Source organism: Colwellia psychrerythraea, assembly GCF_000764185.1.
GTDB classification, from domain to species: Bacteria; Pseudomonadota; Gammaproteobacteria; order Enterobacterales; family Alteromonadaceae; genus Colwellia; species Colwellia psychrerythraea_B.
In genome coordinates this window covers 155,782-175,550 of sequence record NZ_JQEC01000015.1, presented here as the reverse complement: position 1 = coordinate 175,550, position 19,769 = coordinate 155,782, and the positions used below count along the sequence as shown (strand labels likewise).

The 19,769-nt window shown below is 38.3% G+C and carries 14 protein-coding genes; 10 read left to right on the top strand and 4 right to left on the bottom strand.

What is annotated here, in order from left to right:
* Nucleotides 1-288 precede the first annotated feature (288 nt).
* A complete protein-coding gene (locus GAB14E_RS24785; protein ID WP_156115692.1) occupies nt 289-456 on the top strand; it encodes a hypothetical protein in 168 nt (55 codons plus the stop codon).
* 127 nt (nt 457-583) lie between these two features.
* On the opposite strand, the gene GAB14E_RS14975 is transcribed toward GAB14E_RS24785, so the two are convergent.
* The 3 genes from GAB14E_RS14975 to GAB14E_RS14985 all read right to left on the bottom strand — a co-directional run bounded on the left by GAB14E_RS14975 (nt 584) and on the right by GAB14E_RS14985 (nt 4,449).
* Nucleotides 584-1,681, bottom strand: coding sequence for a hypothetical protein (locus tag GAB14E_RS14975; RefSeq protein WP_033081656.1), 1,098 nt, complete (start codon nt 1,679-1,681; stop codon nt 584-586).
* Nucleotides 1,682-2,034: 353 nt separating this feature from the next.
* Nucleotides 2,035-3,534 (bottom strand): aldehyde dehydrogenase, encoded by a 1,500-nt coding sequence (locus GAB14E_RS14980; RefSeq protein WP_033081655.1) that lies wholly within the window; start codon nt 3,532-3,534, stop codon nt 2,035-2,037.
* A 9-nt stretch (nt 3,535-3,543) separates the two neighbouring features.
* Complete coding sequence (locus GAB14E_RS14985) at nt 3,544-4,449, bottom strand: dihydrodipicolinate synthase family protein (RefSeq protein WP_033081654.1); 906 nt, start codon at nt 4,447-4,449, stop codon at nt 3,544-3,546.
* A gap of 376 nt (nt 4,450-4,825) precedes the next feature.
* Here GAB14E_RS14985 and GAB14E_RS14990 point away from each other — a divergent pair, with 376 nt between their 5' ends.
* From GAB14E_RS14990 to GAB14E_RS24010, 5 genes are all read left to right on the top strand, one after another.
* Nucleotides 4,826-7,528, top strand: a complete 2,703-nt coding sequence (locus GAB14E_RS14990) for a TonB-dependent receptor plug domain-containing protein (protein WP_033081653.1) — start codon at nt 4,826-4,828, stop codon at nt 7,526-7,528.
* 424 nt (nt 7,529-7,952) lie between these two features.
* Nucleotides 7,953-8,852, top strand: a complete 900-nt coding sequence (locus GAB14E_RS24020) for a sensor histidine kinase (protein ID WP_052093570.1) — start codon at nt 7,953-7,955, stop codon at nt 8,850-8,852.
* A complete protein-coding gene (locus GAB14E_RS14995; RefSeq protein ID WP_033081652.1) occupies nt 8,845-9,591 on the top strand; it encodes a LytR/AlgR family response regulator transcription factor in 747 nt (248 codons plus the stop codon). The genes GAB14E_RS24020 and GAB14E_RS14995 overlap by 8 nt, the downstream gene beginning before the upstream one ends.
* A gap of 274 nt (nt 9,592-9,865) precedes the next feature.
* Nucleotides 9,866-12,574 carry a M64 family metallopeptidase gene (locus GAB14E_RS24015; RefSeq protein ID WP_052093569.1) on the top strand — a complete coding sequence of 903 codons (2,709 nt, stop codon included), beginning with the start codon at nt 9,866-9,868 and terminating at the stop codon, nt 12,572-12,574.
* A 534-nt stretch (nt 12,575-13,108) separates the two neighbouring features.
* Nucleotides 13,109-14,839 carry a M12 family metallopeptidase gene (locus GAB14E_RS24010; protein ID WP_052093568.1) on the top strand — a complete coding sequence of 577 codons (1,731 nt, stop codon included), beginning with the start codon at nt 13,109-13,111 and terminating at the stop codon, nt 14,837-14,839.
* A 71-nt stretch (nt 14,840-14,910) separates the two neighbouring features.
* Here GAB14E_RS24010 and GAB14E_RS15000 read toward each other — a convergent pair whose 3' ends face one another.
* Entirely contained in the window at nt 14,911-15,567 is a 657-nt protein-coding gene (locus GAB14E_RS15000; RefSeq protein ID WP_033081651.1) for a Qnr family pentapeptide repeat protein, read from the bottom strand.
* Between the two features lie 602 nt (nt 15,568-16,169).
* Here GAB14E_RS15000 and GAB14E_RS0122740 point away from each other — a divergent pair.
* From GAB14E_RS0122740 to GAB14E_RS25075, 4 genes are all read left to right on the top strand, one after another.
* The gene (locus tag GAB14E_RS0122740) at nt 16,170-16,529 is read left to right on the top strand and encodes a DUF6559 family protein (RefSeq protein WP_052093567.1); all 360 of its coding nucleotides are present in this window, start codon (nt 16,170-16,172) and stop codon (nt 16,527-16,529) included.
* A gap of 121 nt (nt 16,530-16,650) precedes the next feature.
* Nucleotides 16,651-17,226, top strand: coding sequence for a YcxB family protein (locus tag GAB14E_RS15005; protein ID WP_033081650.1), 576 nt, complete (start codon nt 16,651-16,653; stop codon nt 17,224-17,226).
* 119 nt (nt 17,227-17,345) lie between these two features.
* Entirely contained in the window at nt 17,346-18,065 is a 720-nt protein-coding gene (locus tag GAB14E_RS15010; protein ID WP_033081649.1) for a hypothetical protein, read from the top strand.
* Nucleotides 18,066-18,671: 606 nt separating this feature from the next.
* Entirely contained in the window at nt 18,672-19,595 is a 924-nt protein-coding gene (locus GAB14E_RS25075; RefSeq protein ID WP_052093566.1) for an alpha/beta fold hydrolase, read from the top strand.
* Nucleotides 19,596-19,769 lie beyond the last annotated feature (174 nt).

Sequence of the window (19,769 nt, the reverse complement as noted above, 5' to 3'; positions counted from 1 at the left end):
TGTCTATATTTCCTAGCTTATGCTGACAAAGTAGTCACTAGAAATTTAAAGCTGATAAATTTATGTCTAAAGTTCAGCAATAAACCTTTGCTTACTTTACTGCAGACCTTTCTTATTATACAAGCCTCCTTATTTTTATTGCCCTATAAAGTCTATTCAAAGCAATAAACCACCATTCTAAGACATTACTAATTTCATTTTGTTTTTGGTTAAGTTATTTAAGTGTTAACCCTAATAAAAATAACTAACCGATAAAGGCACTTTTACAGCGCCGCAGGAAATTAGCCCATGTACCAGCCATCTGATAAAACCAAACAAGTAATAGAAAACTTAAATAAGTTAGATACGCCAGCAATTATTGATGAGCAAGAAGACAAGGTAATTGTAGTAAACTATCCACTATCTTTTTTGTTGTTAGAAAGTGAAGAAGATAGTTTTGTTAAAGGTTATAACTAACCTCAACTTATCTTAAATAAAATCATCGATAAAAGCTGAGGGAGTGCAGCTTCTACCGATGAAGTGACTTCAAGTGATGAGCTAAATTTAGCTCAGCACTGTTTAACTTAGCCCAGCACTGTTTAACTTAGCCCTGCTTAGTTATTTTTTTACGTAAGGGTAAGATGAATAAACTGGCCAGAAATAACAAAGCACTGCTAGGCTCAGGTATTTCGTTTACTTGGGTATCCATATAACCAGCTGTACCCGTAGAGGTTTCTTTTATTGCTCCAACAATGGCATTGGCAAAATAAGTATCTCTTTTTGTTCGACTGCCGCGGATATTGTAGGAAGCTTCGATATGAACAAAGTTGACGCCCGCATCTCTTGAAAACTGTCCTTGTGGATTATTAAAAGCTTTTAAACGATAGAATGGGTCATGGCCGTCTTGATCAATGCCATTGACTTGAATATTAAGTGGATCATCTTTATCTAATAAATTGTAAACGTAAGAGCTACCAAACTTACTGTCATCAATGTCCTCTAAAAACCTATCTAATGTGGCCAATTCATTGGTGACATTACCTGCGCCATCGGATAATACCGCATCTGTGCCATCGGGGAATTTTCTACCTGTGCTAGATCCAAAGCCATGTAATTGCCATGCGGTACTGTCACCATAACCGCCATTAAATATTTGATGTACTTCTTGGAATATAGAAAATTCTAAACTGGTTGGGTTAGCTGTTTGATAACCGTTAGCTGAGCGGTGAGCTCCGGCCATAGCAAATGCATTTGCATCTGAACGTTCAAATACTCTCGCCCCTAATCGATGGGTATTGGTATCATTAGATGGGTGAGTTACTTCAATGGTTACGTTGCTCGTTGATGCAGCATTAACAAAGTAAGAACCCCAGCCCTTAGATTGTTTACCGTTAATTAGCTGTTCGGCAACTCCCCAATAGACATCATTGGTGGTGGTATTGTTAAATTGTATTAAGTCATAACCTAAGTTGTTAGCTTGTGTTTCCGCAACTGACCAGTTGTGATCATAAAGGCTTTTGGCTAAGTAGCTAAAATCAGATCTTTGTGTAACTGTTGGTGCTACATAATCCCCTGAGTTTTTGGTGAATGCTTGGTTTTTTAATCCAGCCACATAATCATAAAAACTACCGTCTTTGATTATGGCTGATTGGGCCGGTAGCGTAGCTAGGGCTAATAATGTTGCAAGGCATACTTTTTTCATACACTTTCCTTATTGTTTTTCTATGATAATGGCCTAATAAATAACCACTAACCAATAGATAATGATGGCAACGGTATAACCTTGGTTTATAGGTCGGCGAGTAATATCTTTAAATTTATTATTTTATTTCAATTGGTTATATCCAATATTTATTTAATACTTAGCGGTCAATGCCATTGGATAACCGATAAAGGTGATTGGAGGTGAGTTTTCTACGCTTGGTTACAAATATGTGGGCGAGCAAGTTATTAGAGTAACTTTAGCTATTGGTTGGGGTTTATTATTCAAGATGTTTTGCTAAAAAGTGGAGACAAAAATTTACCACTTCTTAGCATGTTTAAAAACGTCAACGATTAAGAAAGATCAAACCAAGTGGTTTTTACTTCGCTATACTGGTCAAAGGCCATTAATGAGTTATCTCTACCACCAAAGCCCGACAACTTGAAACCACCAAAGGGAGTGCTGATATCTCCTTCACTGAAACAATTAACTGAAATAGTACCTGCCTTTAGTGCTTGCGAATACAAATGTGCTTTCTTCAAGTCGCGGGTATATAACGAAGCTTGTAAGCCATAACAACTATCGTTGGCGATAGCGATAGCTTCATCGTCTGAATTCGCTTCAATAAGAGCAAAGACGGGGCCAAATATTTCTTCAGTGGCAATGGTCATAGTTGGGCTTACGTCATCAAAAAGAGTAGGTTCGATAAAGTAGCCGTTATTAAGCGAGATAACATTACCGCCATAAATTAGCGTAGCACCTTCTTTTTTGCCAATTTCAATATAATTGAGTATTTTTTTGTATTGCTGGTGGTTAATGATTGAGCCCAGCATAAATTGTGGGTCAAGTGGATCACCTGTTTGCCAATCATTAAGTTTGGCGATAATTTTTCTTGTTAACTCAACTTTTAAATTTTTATGAATAATGATGCGTGAGTTAGCTGTACAGTTTTGTCCCATATTCCACAAGGCTGCGCCAACAATATGATCGGCAATGCTATCTAAATTATCAGCATCACTAAGCACTACACTTGGGCTCTTACCGCCGCACTCAAGCACCACACGTTTTAAATTACTCAAGGCTGAATAATTGAGAAAGTGTCGGCCTGTTGCCGTTGAACCAGTAAAGGAAACAACATCAACATCGTTATGCAAACCCAGCGGCTCACCAACTTTGGGACCTAAACCAGGTAAAACATTAAATACTCCTGCTGGAATACCTGCTTTAATGGCTAACTCCGCAATTTTAAGGGTGGTCATACTGGTTGACTCTGCCGGTTTAACAATCACTGAATTGCCCATCATCAATGCAGGGCCTAATTTCCAAGCTAACATCATCAAAGGAAAGTTCCAGGGCAGTACACAGGCAACAACGCCAGCAGCTTCTCGTCTGATGGTTGCCAAAGTATCTGGGGCTGTCGGCGATATTTGATCATAGACTTTATCTGCAGCTTCAGCATACCAACGTAAACAGCTTATTGTTTCGGGTAGGTCAGTTAATACACATTCATGAATAGGTTTACCTGCCTCTAGAGTTTCAAGTACCGCCAACTCGGTAGTGTTTTCTTCTATTAAGTCAGCTAATTTTAATACCGCTGATTTTCTTTCGTTTGGCGCTAACTTTGACCAAATACCACTTTCGAATACCGCTTTGGCATTAGCAACAGCTAAGTTAACATCATGTGAATCACATGATGATATTTCCGTTAATACTTCCCCTGTCGCCGGGTTTTCTGTTGCCATAGTATTGCCATTTATGGCACTAACAAACTCGCCATTGATGAAGGCTTTATTCGGTAGCTCAATATCCTTGGCAAGTGCAACATAGGCATGTTTTGTTAATAACTCAGACATCACATACTCCTACTTGTTATTAATTAAGATTTCTAAGCTATTGGCCGCTTTTAAGATTACAGCACTTACCTGCGACTTCATCTCATCGCTTAATTCTTGCATCGGTAAACGTACTTCGCCTGTCCTAAGTCCTTGTAGCTGCGCGCCATACTTCACACATTGTACAAACTTGCCACTTTGTTCTAAAAACGCCATTACAGGCATTAAAGCTGTCATGAATTCTCTGCCTTTAACAAAGTCTTTATCAATAACACATGTCTTATAGAATTCAACACAGGCTTGTGGAAATATATTGGCACAAGCACATACCCAGCTTTGCGCGCCCCAAACAAAAAACTCTAATACTTGATCTTCTGCACCAGCGCTAAGCTGTAATTGTGGGTAGTCTAGGGTAAGTTGGTGAATACGGTTGATATCGCCACTAGACTCTTTAATCGCGACAACATTTTCTCTGTCGGCAATAAGATCAAGAAATTCACTGCCCATTTCAACACCGGTGCGACCAGGATAGTTATATAAGATAATGGCTAAGTCTGCCGCTTCATCAATGCGAATAATATGCTCGGCTAGCTCTTTTTCATTGGGTAATGAATAAGGCGGCGCTGCGACTAACATGCCACTCGCTCCGGCTAATTTTGCCGCCTTAGCATAGCTGTACACTTCTGTAGCTCGAACATCATTAATACCGGCAATCCAAGGAACTCTTTGCGCAATATAGTCATTAGCAAAGTCAAATTGATGTAAACGCTCTTGCTTTGACATGGCATAAAATTCGCCAGTTGACCCACCAATAATTAAGCCATGTACGCCGGCATCAATCTGCTTATCTAAAACTATTTTCCAGGCCTCATAATCAACATTTCCATCTGGGCCAAAAGAAGTCAGTACTGGGGTATATATGCCTTGTAGTTTCATTGTTAAATTCTCAATTATATAAGTGTAAAGCAATTAGAGGCGGTTGCTCTCTAGTGAATTATTAGCCACTATCCGCTAATATAAATTCAACATAACATTTGAAATATACAATATACAATCTGTTTTTTTATTACGTTTTACTACTGTTTTTAGTGAACTTCAGCTCGAGTCATATCTAGGTTATTTGGTGACAGTCGAGGGTTGTTTGGTGACATTTGTGCTTTTATTCATCGGCGAAATTAATTTTTATAGGGGGAGCATTAATATATTTTGCTTGTTTATTTATGCAAGACGAGTGAATAAGAATAACAGTGCTAAATAATGAAAATAGCAAAGACAATGCAAATACAACAATAAAAATAAATGAGGAATAAACATGAAAAAGCCCCCTAACTTTAAACTTTCTGCACTCTCTATAGCGATGTTTTCTGCTTCGCTTTTACTTGCTACGCCAACAGTAATGGCAGCAGAAGAAGTTGACTCAGCCCAAGACGTTGAACGAATTGCAGTGACCGGCTCTCGTATTGCTAGAGCAGAGCTTGTTGGCGCATCACCTGTAACTGTTATAGACCGTGCACAAATTGATGCTAGTGGTGCAATAGACATCGCATCATTATTGCAAGAAATTCCCGCAGTAAACGGTGCAAGCCAAAGCACAAATCGAGCTTTTTCAGGTGGAACCGCGACCGTTGCGTTACGTGGTTTAAGCTCAACTAATACCTTGGTATTGGTTAATGGTCGACGTTTATCAACGGTTAATCCATCGGGCACTGTAGATTTAAACAACATCCCCTTTGGCGCTATTGAACGTGTAGAAGTTTTACAAGATGGGGCTTCTGCCGTATATGGCTCTGATGCTATTGCAGGTGTTGTGAATATTATAATGAAATCTGATTATGATGGCTTCGAAATGCAAATTGAACAAGGTCAAAGTGCAGAAGGTGATGCTGACCGTACTATCGTTGATATGACCTTTGGTGCTTCGTTTGATAAAGGTAACTTTATCGTCAGTGCTAATAGAACGAACAAAAAAACTTACATCATGTCTACGCGAAAAGTAACGGCGGATACGAATAGAACAAACTATGGCGGCGTTGATTTAAGTGATCCTATTCCTGATCATAGTGCCGTTGTTACACACCCTGATGGTGGGCAATTAGTTATCAAGCCTGGCAGTGACAGAATTAACGGCTGGAATGATTTGGACGATTTTGATTGGGGCAATCCTGATCATACACAGAACTACTGGGACTATATGACCGCGGGTGTAGATACCCAACGTGATTCGATCTGGACAAGTGGTAACTATGAACTTTCTGATTCTATCACGGGCTATTATGAATTTAATTACACTCATGCAGAAAACCAAGGTAAAAACCAAATTCAATCACCCTTAGACGTTTGGGGAGAAGGCGTGGCAGTTTCCGCAAATAATCCTTATAACCCTTTTGGTGAAGACGTAAGAGTGGGTCGTGCTATGTGGGAAATTACGCCTACGGGTAAACGTCACGCGGTAAATAATGTAACTAATGACCGTCGTTATACTTTAGGTCTAAATGGTGAATTAGGAAGTTGGGATTGGGATGTTTCTTATACCAGTGAGAAATTTGATTCGACCAACCTCGGTATAGAGCTATCTGCAAGTCGCTTAGCTGCTGCTGCTGGCGACGAAGCAGCTTGTGCGGCACGAAACGATGGCTGTGTAAGCATTGATTTATTTGGTCGTCGCGGCACTGTTACAGCAGAAATGGCTGATTATGTTTCTGAAGAAGGTGTGATTATAAATGAAGGTTCAATGAACACTTGGATGCTCAATACCAGCGGTGCAGTATTTGCATTACCAGCAGGTGAAGTATTTATGGCGTTTGGCGCTGAAATGCGTGAAGAAATGGCCTCTACAAATGTATCACGTATTTATGAAGCAGGAGATACCGTTTTTGGTGGTGGTGCCGCAGATACCATGCCGCCTGAGCCTCGTGAAGTTAAAGAAGTATACGCCGAAGCGATTGTCCCGGTAATTACCGACGTATTCTTAATCGATGCTTTGGAATTTGATTTTGCCATTCGTTATTCTGATTACAGTGATTTTGGGGATACTACCAATCCTAAAGTTGGTATGAAGTGGCGTCCGACAGCAGATGTTCTTGTTCGTGGTTCATGGAGTGAAGGTTTCCGTGCCCCAGGGTTATCTCAATTATATGGCGGTCAAACTACGGGTTACAACACGGGTGCTCAAGATCCATGTCGTGGTGATGATTGGGCAAGTTTTCCAGGTTGTGCACAGCAAAACCCAACAGAACTTCCCGGTGCTTGGTCACGCAGTGGTGGAGAGCCGACGCTACAGCCTGAGACAGCTGAAAGTACAACGTTAGGGTTTGTTTGGACGCCAGAGTTTCTTGCAGGTTTTTCGGTAACGGTTGATTACTTCAATATTAAAAAAGACAACTTGATTTTTCAACCAAGTACAAATGCAGTGCTTGAAGATGTTGCTAGTGCGGGTGGTGTTTACGATCCTGCGCAGGTCGAACGTAATCCAGACGGCACTATTAAGGTTGTTCGTGCGACATTGTCAAATGTTGGCAGTCAAAATATTGAAGGTATGGATTACTCGATAGGCTACACACTCCCAAGCACTGAAATGGGTGACTTTAAATTGTTCTGGGGAGCATCACAATTAAAAGAATACTCAACCAATGGTGAAGACAAAGTAGGACTATATTACGCAGAATCAGGTACTTGGACTGAATGGCGTCATAGCATGCGTGCAAGTTGGGCGTTGAATGATATGAGTGTAAGTTATAACTCAAACTATACTGGTTCTGTTACTCAAGAAGAAAACTCTTGGGCAATTCCGGAGGGTTCAGAGCACTTAAAAGAGTTAGATGGCTATATAGTTCATAATATTCAAGCAGCTTACAATATTGATACTTTGGATACCAAGGTGAGTGTTGGTATTGAAAACTTTACTGATCAAGAGCCACAAGTTGCCCTTGCTGATTACCGTAATGGTTTTGACGGTTTTGGATCACAAAACTCAATTGGTCGTTATTACTACCTACGCGTAAATATGCAATTTTAACTTTTAGTTAAACTTAAAATAACGTTAAGCAATAAAACTGAATAGTAAAACTTTAGCTTTATTGCTTTTTTATTAGCACAGTAGTGATAACAATATGGATAATATACTTTTCTCATTCATTGTTGAGACCATAAATGTGTTATTACTAGTCTAGCTTTTAATTTTTAACTTATGCGTAACTTAATTTTAGATAGTCTAATTACCATTAATAGACATAAATTTTCTTTCTAAATGGGCAAAATGTACTATGCGTCATGTTTCCAGCAGATTAAAAACCATCGCTTCGCTTATTTCATTTAAGAGTATTTTGGTGGTTTTTTGTATTAATTCTATTTGTGCCTTTCTAAAAACGGTTTATCACCTGACCGTCGTAGAAAGCAGCTTCGATTTTTTCTTTGCCCAGTTTTATGGATATTTCAAAACCATGAATACCTTAGGGTTCTCCCTCGCTTTTTCATATTTAATTTTATCTCGCGGCCCCGACAGTAAAATGTCTGTTGCTCGCATAGCTATGATAGGTTTGTTAGCTTTTGCAGTAAGTTTCCCCTTTATTTACATCACTGGTCAACCATGGAACGAAAGCTCATTCCATCCTATCTTTCAAGTGACTATCTATTCGCTGTCTACGTTAATATTTTCTGCTTGGGCCATTATGTTGATTATTTATGTGCAAAGTAGGGAGTCTCAACCAAAATTTCAAATGCTGAAACAACAAATTGCCGAACAGTCCATTGAACGAGAACGTGTTGAAATGGAATTACATTTGTTACAAGCGCAAATTGAACCACACTTTTTCTATAATACCCTCGCCAACTTACATAATTTGATTGATTACGATCCAGAAAGAGCTAAAAACCTACTGGAAGAATTGACCGAGTATTTACGCTCTACCGTACATCAATATCGTCATAAGTTTATTAACTTATCAGAAGAAGAGGATATGATTCGTCGTTATCTCAATATTCAAAAAATCCGCTTTGGTGAGCAGTTAACTTATCAAATAGATATTGCCAAAAACTTACAGCATTTACCTATTTTACCCATGTCATTATTAACATTGGTTGAGAATGCCATTAAACATGCAGTGGAAAAAAACAATGGTAAAGGTGAGATTATTATTAGTGCCGCCTTAGGTAGTAAAGATTCATTAATACTGTCAGTGACCGATAATGTCGGCATTTTAAAAGATAAATCACACGGCACCGGCATTGCCAATTTAATTGCTCGGTTAGACGTTACTTATGGCTGTCTGGCTAAATTTAGTATTGATTGTCAGCCGAATGAAAATACTTGTGCACAACTAGAGGTACCTGCTAATGGTTAATATTGTTATCGCTGAAGATGAAGAAATATTACGCTTAAACCTAGAGAGAAAGCTGAAAAACCATTGGCCGCAAGGCAATATTATTGCCTCAGTTAAATGTGGTAAAGATGCCTTGTCATCAATTGACACCCTAAAACCTGATGTGGTGTTCTTAGATATTCAAATGGGTGATTTAACCGGGATTGAAGTAATTCAACAAAGTAAACATAATTGCCATGTGGTCTTTATTACCGCCTATGACAAGTATGCCATTGATGCCTTTGAAGCCGGCGCTATCGATTATTTATTAAAACCATACTCAGATAAACGCCTGAAAGAATGTATTGATAGGCTGAATGTACGCCTTGCCTCAACACCTATCGACATCAAACAATTGTTAGGTAATATTTCATCGAGTCATGACCGTTATTTAAAGTGGCTTAAAATTCAAATTGGTAGTAAGTTCTGGTTACTAGATATTAAAGATATTATCTGCTTTAAAGCCTGTGGTCGTTATGTAAAAGTATTGACAAAAGACAGAGAGGCGCTAGTGCGTATGCCTTTGAAAAGTCTATCATTACAACTTGACCCCGATGTTTTTTGGCAGGTACATCGCAGTACTATCTTGAGCATCAAACACCTAGACTTTGTACAAACATCCGATGCAGAACAAATGCATGCCCATATGAAGCAGTTGGTAGAGCCTTTAGCAGTAAGTAGAAGTTTTGCACACCTTTTTAGAAACCTTACTGTTGAATAAATGACATTAAATCGACTTGTTTTTAACGTCTATATTTAAATACCATTAGTTGGCTAATGGTCTATTTTTGTCAGCTTGATTTTTTATAGCAGCTCAATCAATTCGCCATAAATCTACCCTGATTGATTTTTGACCGCCATAAATTGTGCGTTTAATACCCTGTGCCGACAGCTGATAACATTGGCTGTGCTTTTTTTGTCTCGATAAGTTATTTAATCATTAGCTAATTCATTTTTAGCAACTAAAAAAACAATAAAAATAATGAGAGGTATTTATGGTTTTAATACAAAAAGTGGCCAAAGTGTTGTTAACGCTATCCTGCTGTATAGCTACTTATGCGGATGCAGGCAGTAGGCAAATTAATTTAACCTTACACAGTTTTACACAAGTAAAAGTGAACGGTGAAAACGTAACAGATAAGACTGACAATCAAACTAGCGCTATGGCGAGTCGGGCAAGCCAAACTAGTCAAAGCATGCAGCCATCGTTAACCCTTAATCGAGTCAGTAAAAGTCCAATCACGAAAAGTAAGGCAAAGGTTAATTTGCAGGACCTCGTGGCGGTCGCTCTTGATGAACAAGGTAATGAATTGAGCCGACAAATCATTAAGAACCCACTGTTTTTCCGCGCTGAAGTATTTGATGAAGGTACTGGCGCTATGACCTTTTCAAAAGATATAAAAAGACCTTCTGCGGTTTTAAACTTAATACTGCCAGATGATAATAAACTGCATAGCGTAAAAATTTACCAACCAAAACAACAAAACCAACAGCTTGTTTTACAACAGGTTGACGAAATCACCTTGGAGCAGCCCCAAGCTCAAGCGGCCATGAGTGATACCCTAAACAGTAAAGCCCTTAGCCAAAATTCAGCCAGTTCAAATGTGATAAAAGTATTAGATAACGGTGATTCAACTAATCGAGTTGATTTGGTATTTTTAAGTGAAGGTTACACCAATAGTCAGTTAGCGCAATTTTCTACTGATGTGAATAATATTATTAGTGGTTATTTTAATGTACCGCCTTACAAAGAATATAAAAATCTCTATAACGTGTGGCGAGTTGAAGTCGCTTCAAACCAAACCGGAGCAGGTACTGGCGGTAGACCCATTGATACACGCTTTGGTGCCAACTTTGGCTGTTATGGTATTGACCGGTTGTTATGTGTTGATGAGGGCAGAGTTACTAGTTATATCAATAGTATTATGCCATCTCATCAAGCAGACCAAGTAGTGGTTGTGGTAAATACCACAACTTATGGTGGCGCGGGCGGTACAGTAGCAACTATGTCATTAGCACCTGCGGCTATAGACTTAGCATTACATGAAGTAGGGCATTCTTTTGGCCATTTAGGCGATGAATATACCAATGGTACTTGTATCACCTCAGAGCCGTTTGAACCTAATGTAACCACTAGCGCCTATGGCAGTAAATGGTCTCACTGGCTTAGTGCTAGTAATGTGGACGCTTATCAAGGTGCTCGATATTGTACCAGTGGCATGTATCGCCCAACTTATGACTCTATGATGAACCATCTTGGTGTACCTTTTTATCAAGTGAATGAAGAGGCGTTAGTTTTAAGAACGTATGATTTTGTCAGCCCAATAGATAGTGTTTCGCCTGCAACCAATGTGGTAGAAATGCTTGCCGGACAGCAACAATCTTTTAACGTAAATACCGTTCAACCTATTCCTGATACTATGCAGGTGTCCTGGTATTTGGACCAAGTGTTTAAAGCCTCTGGTAAGCAATTAACAATCAACGCTGATGAATTAGGTAACGGCACATATACTTTAGTGGCTAAAGTAAAAGACACTACCAGTAAAGTTATTAAAGATAGCTATCAAAATACCGAAGCAAGCTTTAGCTGGAGTATTAAAACCAATGGTAGCTGTAGCAATACAATCCCTACCGAATTAGTAGCGAGTAATGTTACTAGTAATAACTTTTTGCTTTCATGGGCGGCTACTGCCAATGCAACCAGTTATATGATTGAAGTGAATGAGGGGAGCAGTTGGTTAACTAAAGCAACGGTTACACAAAATTCAGCTAACTTATCAGGATTTAACGTCGGTAGTACAGTACAAGTAAGAGTGAGTGCAATCAGTACCTGTGGTAGTAGTGAACCATCAACCAGCCTAATAGTGTCGTTAACTAATGATATGGAAATACCGGCAGTACCGAGCAATTTAAGTGTTAGTGCTGTTACTCATAACTCTATGATTTTGTCTTGGGGAAGTTCAGCACAAGCGACAAGTTATACCGTTGAGCGCTGGCTTGATAGCGATGGATGGGTCAATGTTGGTAATACCAATACTGCTGCAATTGCTGTAAATGGTTTATCAAATAAAGATCAGTGGTTACATGTTAAAGCCAATAATACCTTAGGCAGCAGTACTTTTAGTGATTACCTTCACGTTGAACTAGCTGATATAGCAACGTGTAGTGCTATTTCTGACCCTGAAAAACCAACGGCTAGTAATATTAGTGCCAGCGGCTTTACCTTAAATTGGAGTGCAACAACTGGCGCTGATATCTACCAAGTTCAGCTTTGGCAAGATGCTACTTCATCGTGGCAGACTATACAAAGTGTCAGTAGTACCAGTTATAACATTAGCGGTTTAACAGGCAGTACTGCTTATGCACGTATTGTTGCTGGCAATGCATGTGACGATGAACCTAAAGCGAGCGATTGGCTTAGCATTACCTTGGCAGATTCATGTCAATATGCGCCAAATGTACCAACAGGTTTAAGTTTTTCATCGCTAACCTCAAGTAACTTCACGGCTAACTGGCAAGCAGTGGCTGATAGCACAAGTTATCAAGTGCAGCTATGGAATGGTCAATGGGTTGATGCTGGGACAAGCGCAAATACTGCACTATCGGTGAATAAACTTAATGGTGGTAGTGCTGAGTATTTCCATGTTAAAGCAAGTAATGCCTGTGGTAGCAGTGAGTACAGTGCCTATTATACTGTCCAGTAATCAAGCAGGAAATTAGTAAATCAGCAAGTTAAAAGAGCAGTAACTAATTGTTTAGTTACTGCTTTAATAGTTAAAATCGGCTATTAGTTTAATCATTAGCAGGACGCTAATACCTACATTAATGCCAAACTTAGCTGTAATCATAGGTTGTCTGCAATTGTTTATTTCACTGAATCCCTTCACCCAAGCTGCTACCTTATTTTTTTCACCTGATACGTTGACTAAGTCAAAAGTGTTTAAAAAATTTGTTTTAACTCGTGGTTACTTATTTATATTTTTACTTATCGTTTAATTTAGATTCACTGTTTGAAATTTAATCACCAAATTCACATGTTTCGATACTCTAATTAGTCTGTTGGTAACTTTTTGTATTCTGCTGTATCGGTTGTTTTGCTAGATTTTTATCTGGTAGTTATAACCTTACATCGCGTTAGTTAAAGCCGTTTGCTATGACATAAACGAAGTGGGAAAAGACGTTGATAACCTCCAATAAAAAATAATTTAACAACAATAATAATAGAAGGAAGTTTCATTATGAATAAATCATCTTTACTTACTACGGCTGTGAGCGCAGGCATGTTTGCTGTCAGTGTACTTGCTAGCGCTGTAACCTGCGCTGCAGATACTAATAGAACAGATAAAGACCACCTTATGGGGTTTTCCAGTGAAGGAAGAAAGTTAGTAACAATTCAAGCGAATGACGGTACTGAAATTACTGCAGTAGATATTAACGGCCAAGCATTTGTCGGTGATATTTTATTAGGTAATACCGAAGATCTACTAAAACACGGTTTAATCATGGTAGATAATTCTAAAGAAGTTTATCAAAGTGATGTTAATGCGAATGCCGCTATTATTTATCCTAATTCAGGTGCTGTTTGGCCGAACGGGGTTGTACCGTATGTAATGAGCAGTAGTTTATCAAGCAGCGCACGTAATGCGCTTTATTATGCGATTGACCACTGGAACAATAGTGGTACTGGTGTTCAATTGGTGCAAAGAACGAATGAAGGTTCGTACATTAATATGATTAATGCCGGCGGTTGTTATTCAATGATTGGCCGACAAGGTGGCGTGCAAGATCTTGGCTTAGCCTCAAACTGTGGCAACGGCGCAGCGGTGCATGAAATTGGGCATGCGGTAGGTTTTTATCATGAGCAATCACGTAATGATCGGGATAACTATCTCACTATTAATTGGGGTAATATTTCACCGAGCATGCAGTATAACTTCCAAAAAATGGGCTCAAACGGCATGGATTATGGTAGTTATGACTATTACTCTGTCATGCACTATTTTTCTACAGCCTTTAGTATCAATGGTTACCCCACTATGGTGCCAACAGACAGTTCAATTAACTTAAGTGTTATGGGCTTTTCGCAAGTCTTAAGTAATAAAGATGTTAGTGCCGCAAGTTATTTATATGATGGCGGAGTAAATCCTTCCTTACCAGCCACACCTAGTGACTTAGTAGCAAGTTCTATTACTAATAGCGCCTTTAACCTAACATGGTCAACTGTTAGTGGTGCTAGCCAATATGATGTTCAGCGCTGGATTGATAACACAGGTTGGGTATCGGCAGGCACGAGTACCAGCAATACCATTAATATTTCAGGGTTAAGCAATACTGATCAATGGGTGCATGTTAAAGCGAAAAATAATGCCGGTAGTAGTGATTACAGTGATTATATTCATGTGCAACTCGCCGATATTGCCCAATGTGATGGTATTTCAATGCCAGCAGAGCCAGTCACTAGCAATATCACCAACTCAGGTTTTACCTTAAGTTGGTCTGCAACTAACGGCGCAGATTATTATGAAGTGCAAATTTGGAATCAAGACACCAGTGCTTGGGATTCTGCCGCTAATGTCAACGGTACTAGTCATGATATTACCGGTTTAACGGGCACAACCGCTTATGCTCGTGTGGTAGCGCATAACAATTGTAATGATGAGCCGCAGGCAAGTAGCTGGATCACTATTACTTTAGCAGCTACATCGTGTACTGCCGCGCCAGCAACACCAACCGGATTAACGTTTAGCAATTCTAGCTATTATCAATTTGATGCCAGCTGGAATCAGGTTGCCGGTGCGACAAGTTATGATGTACAACTTTGGAATGGCCAATGGGTTGATGCGACCAGTAGTGATAATGCTGCTGTAAGTGTTGATAAACTGTATCCAGGTGGTACTGATTACGTTCAAGTTAGTGCCAGTAATGCATGTGGCACAAGTAGTTACAGTAACTATGTCGCAGTAAATTAAGACGGTACTTTGACGGTAACAACAGCTGTTGTTACCGTTCTTATTGGCGTTAAATAAAGTGATTATGCAATTTAGTCGGGTAATACTAGAATTCCTAAGCCCTCTAACAATTGCTCTTGTTGCCAATTACAAATCTTCACGCCATCAAGTTTCACTCGCCTGATATTAAGGCCATTTAATTCGGTATGTGTTAAATCGCAACCTTGCATTTGGAACTGTTCCCAAGCGTCTTCTGAAAATTCACTGCGGCTTAAATCTGAATGTCTCAGTGAGGCGCCTTGCAGGTTGGCGCCATTCCAACGATTTTCAAATAAGTCACACTTCTCAATACGTACACCTGAAAAGTTTGCATAAGATAAATTACAGCCGGTGATGTATGCCACGCAAAAATATGACTGACGTGAAATTTGATTTTCAAAACTCGCTTTAACAAAGTTAGCGCCTTTCAAATCACAAGATCTGAACTCTATGCCTAGACAACTCGCGCCAATAAAGCTCGACATAGACAATCTACACTGCTTAAAGCTGGTATCACGTAAGTTAGCATAATCAAATCGGCAACCTTCAATACTACCTTGCTCGACAAAACTGCATTCAATAAATTCAACATCGGATAAATTAGACCGATTAAAATTACATCGATAGAAATTACATTGCTCAAAGCGCATACCTTTAAAGTCATGGTTAGAGAAGTCGTGATCGATAAAATCTTTTTTAGCTGTCGGCATCAATAGCCCTCCAAATGAAAGTGCGTGCAGATTAGCACCTAGAACGTTAAAATACCTAGGAATTAAATACCATTAAAAACAATAGGTTGAAGGTCGCTTAAATAGCCTATTAAAGGGGGCAGAGTGCTATTTTAAGTAATATAAAATTATTTTCAGGGATGTGAGATGGATGAATAAAGTTTACTGACGAAAATTAATGTATAGGAGGTAGAGGTGTGCTTTGGTTAAGTGCCTTATCAGGGACAAAGAAAGCAGCATAGATAAAGTTATATCGTAGCGATAATAATTCTTGAAAAATATCACTGATATGGCTCGATATGTAATTTAAAAAAATGGCACGAATATCTAATGCTATAATTTCAATCCTTTGTTTTATTTATGATATTTTCCTTTTTAATTGTTCATAGTGTGCTGCGCAATGGCACATATATCTCAATGCTCACTTCCCCCAATCACGTTATAGTTTGATAAGGTCAATAATTACTGGTAACGTATTCAAATTATTAATAAAAATGTGTGCTAGGACTCGTTAATTTTGAAGGTTTATTTTGTATTAACCCGAAATTCGCACTAATACACTGTTAGGGTTAATGGAGAATCGGATGCTCTTTTTTAGTTATCGAAAGAATAAAGCAATAAAAAGCTATATTAAAAAATTGGGTAGGGATTTATCCAGAAGATACGGTAGAAGTAAACTTTATACTTCAGGGCAAGTTGAACGAACAATCCATGAAGAGGGATATAACTGGCGACATATATGTTATGCGCATGCTTTATATACCAGCTTTGAACAATTTAATAATTGGCACGAAGAACGTGGTGAAACTTGTGACTACGGCGCCATGAGAGAAGAAGTATCGTCTTCATTTTTTGGTGGTAATATATCTGTAATTGAATCAAGTAGTTTTGGTAACGACTCTTCTGATAGTTTTTCTTCAAGTGGCGATGTAAGCACAGATTAACCCTAACAAGAACATCAAACGGAAAAATTACAGTTGGCTGTTTTTCGTTCCTCAAACATTTTAGCCAACTATATTTTTCCGCTTATGTAAGCGTTAGGGCAACATTGGAGTATTGTTTTTCATGGAAGTTGAATTTTCTTTAAAACATGAAGAGTTTTTTGAATCATGTAAAATAATTCAAGAACAACAGAAAAAGCCTAAGTTGCAATGGAAATTATTGTCTTGGGTTTTCATCGTACTAGTTTTTTGTATCGGATTTAACTATTACTATACTGGAGGCACTAAACAAGGACTGATGTTTCTGATCGTAGGTTGTGGCATTGGCTGGCTTAGTTTTTCAATAGTGTATGTTCAATATTTTAAACAAATTCAAAGTGATTACTTTCCAGACAATGAAGGTGTAGTGTTAGGCTCTCGGACTTTAATCATATCTCCAGCGGGCATAGAGCAAAAAAATAAGCACTTCAGTTCAATGTATAATTGGACGACTGTAAAGTCAGTAATTGAAACACCTAGTGTGTTCATAGTGTTATTTGATAAAGCTTTATTCCAAGCAGTTCCAAAATCTATTCTAGATGAGCAAAGGCAGATTCAATTTAGTCGTATTGTTACCGAACATCATGGTGAAATAAATAAATTTAATATGCCAACAGAATCAAATACAAATAAAAAACCAAATGGTAATGATGGGTGGTAGTGTAGCCCTAACAAGCTAATTAATAAGGACAAAATACAGTTGGCTTTTGCTCCTTCGTCGCTTATTCTAGCCAACAATTTTATTGCCTGTGATTAAGGCGTTAGGTAAAGGGAAGTATCGTGTCAATCAACTATTCAAATTACACATTGGATGAATTATTGGATGTTAATGAAAATATCAATAGGGATATGTATCCTGAGCGATATAAGCAATTATGTGAAGAAATTCAACGAAGAAAAAAAAACGGTGAATTTGAACGAAAAGCACAAGAAATTAAAGAGAAGGAAGATGAGGACGATGAAGAAAATGAATTTATCATTGAATTTTCTTCTGAAGGAAAAGGAACAAATCGTAAGCTGTTCATTTTGGTATTTATCCTAATCAATATGGTAGTACTTGCTTTCGTTTTACCGAAATATATGGTTTCTGATTTATCAAACATACATGAATACTCAACCGAAATTGATTTTATCGAATGTCATAAAGAAGAAGTTATTGATGACGAAACAGATGAAGTATATACCTACTTTGATCTAAATATTGGCTCATACCAAGATACTTTTTCTGCTGTTGGTATTGGCGAAGGAAAGTGTAAGAACTTAGCTCGTGATTTGAAAGTTGGAACAAATGTTTCTATTTGGCACGAAGGTGGATTAATCCATCAATTAAAATCGAAAAATAGTATGCTACTTCCGTATGCTTATATGAAGTCCAAAGTCCAAGATCTGAGAACTGGTGATGCAAATTTGTATTGGTTCGGTTTAGTGGCTTTATGGTTTATGTTATTCAAATCAGTAGCGAATGCTGTTGTACCAGGGACGTTTACTTCTAATAAGTAATTAAACAATGACAAAAAAGGTTGGCTTTTGCTCCTTCGTCGCTTAGTTTAGCCCACTATTTTAGCCCCTTAACGTGGGCGTTATATTTTTAAGTCGACTCGATGAAGTATTTTTACCTTTTTATCTTGATAGTATTTTTGCCGTTATTTTCCATTTACATATATCAACGGAAAAGCCCTGAATTTAAAGATTTTACTTGGAGTACCAAAAATCGAATAGGGGTTTGGCTCGCTTTGATATTGGCTCTAATTGTCATAACAGCTAAATATGCCTTTCCTTCCTTTGTGTATAACATAAATACAGGGTGGGACGCATATAGAGGTAGCGGCGAAGTGAATTATTTTTTTCATTGGTTAATTGCTTTAACACTTCTTATTTTTCCACATGTTGTTAAAAAGTGTCGTTGGTCAAACAACCCTACTGGCTTACAATATCATGATAGGTTTAAAAGTTCGGGCTATTGGTATTCAGGCTTAGTGTTTTCAGTTATTCCAATTCATACGACGTGGTTACTTATATAAATGGGATGGTCCAACTATAAGCTACTCAAACGGACGCTGTCTTAGCGCTAGTTACCATCCCCCTAATCTGATTACGGAGTTTATAATGATTAAGAATATCCTAGTGCTAGCCTATATTTGCACTTTAGTAATAAACGCGGCATATGCGAGTGACTGGGTAGATACTACACCGCACAAAGTACACTACGTAGAAATGGACGATAAAATAAAATTAGAAGTAGTTGATTGGGGAGGAGAAGGTACACCTATTGTATTTCTTGCTGGCCTTGCTCTTAATGCCCATACTTTTGATCCTTTTGCGCCGCGATTTACCGATTCATATAGAGTTATTGGTATAACTCGTGTTGGTCATGGAAACTCTGAATCGAGAAAAGAGAACTTTTCAACAGCTAGGTTAACTAAAGATATCATTACCATTTTAGATACAATGAATATTGAGAATGCTATTTTTGCAGGTCACTCTATTGCGGGCGGGGAGTTGAACCATCTCGGAAGACATTTTCCTGAGCGAGTAAAAGGCTTGATTTATATTGATGCGCTTCAAGCATTAGATTATATGGATAGTCATGTAGCAGTATGCCCTGATTTAGGTTATGCAAATATTGAAATGTTTACCCATAAAGAGCACTTTTATCATACCCAAAGAATTCAAAATAGTGATGGTAGCTATAGACCGTTTGCAGATCTTATCGCTATAGACAAGCTCCTTGATGTAGAAAAAAAGGAAGGCCGTGATTATTCTGGCATAACTGCTCCAGCAATCGCAATTAATCATATACCTGAACAGACTAAGGATTTTTTTCTTGGCTTTGGAAACCCGAGTCAAAAGTGTTTTGAAGAGATTAATAAAATGACTTACCTGGGTGTAGCAAGCTTCATCAAAGATAAAAAAAATGCAGATGTAGCAGCAATCCAAAATAGCCAACATATGATTCATATGGCTACACCTGACAAGTTAGTGATGATTATGAATAATTGGCTTTCGAGAATGTTTGCAACAATAAGCTAATTAACAGGACAAAAAAAGTTGGCTGTTTTCGTACCTCAACATTTTAGCCAACAATTTTTTGCCCATTATTAGGGCGTTATGTGCGTAATAATCCATAAACAGTAATGAACAAGTATGAACTCTACTGTCATCTATGTTACTGTTATATAAAGGGTTAATCCTTGTGCCTTGTTT

What these genes read in the sequence shown, in the direction of transcription:
- GAB14E_RS0122740 (WP_052093567.1), top strand. Translation starts at nt 16,170, where the DNA reads ATGCTCTTTTTTAGTTATCGAAAGAATAAAGCAATAAAAAGCTATATT.
- GAB14E_RS15000 (WP_033081651.1), bottom strand. Translation starts at nt 15,567, where the DNA reads ATGCCGACAGCTAAAAAAGATTTTATCGATCACGACTTCTCTAACCAT.
- GAB14E_RS25075 (WP_052093566.1), top strand. Translation starts at nt 18,672, where the DNA reads ATGATTAAGAATATCCTAGTGCTAGCCTATATTTGCACTTTAGTAATA.
- GAB14E_RS14995 (WP_033081652.1), top strand. Translation starts at nt 8,845, where the DNA reads ATGGTTAATATTGTTATCGCTGAAGATGAAGAAATATTACGCTTAAAC.
- GAB14E_RS14980 (WP_033081655.1), bottom strand. Translation starts at nt 3,534, where the DNA reads ATGTCTGAGTTATTAACAAAACATGCCTATGTTGCACTTGCCAAGGAT.
- GAB14E_RS24785 (WP_156115692.1), top strand. Translation starts at nt 289, where the DNA reads ATGTACCAGCCATCTGATAAAACCAAACAAGTAATAGAAAACTTAAAT.
- GAB14E_RS24015 (WP_052093569.1), top strand. Translation starts at nt 9,866, where the DNA reads ATGGTTTTAATACAAAAAGTGGCCAAAGTGTTGTTAACGCTATCCTGC.
- GAB14E_RS15005 (WP_033081650.1), top strand. Translation starts at nt 16,651, where the DNA reads ATGGAAGTTGAATTTTCTTTAAAACATGAAGAGTTTTTTGAATCATGT.
- GAB14E_RS24020 (WP_052093570.1), top strand. Translation starts at nt 7,953, where the DNA reads ATGAATACCTTAGGGTTCTCCCTCGCTTTTTCATATTTAATTTTATCT.
- GAB14E_RS14975 (WP_033081656.1), bottom strand. Translation starts at nt 1,681, where the DNA reads ATGAAAAAAGTATGCCTTGCAACATTATTAGCCCTAGCTACGCTACCG.
- GAB14E_RS24010 (WP_052093568.1), top strand. Translation starts at nt 13,109, where the DNA reads ATGAATAAATCATCTTTACTTACTACGGCTGTGAGCGCAGGCATGTTT.
- GAB14E_RS14990 (WP_033081653.1), top strand. Translation starts at nt 4,826, where the DNA reads ATGAAAAAGCCCCCTAACTTTAAACTTTCTGCACTCTCTATAGCGATG.
- GAB14E_RS14985 (WP_033081654.1), bottom strand. Translation starts at nt 4,449, where the DNA reads ATGAAACTACAAGGCATATATACCCCAGTACTGACTTCTTTTGGCCCA.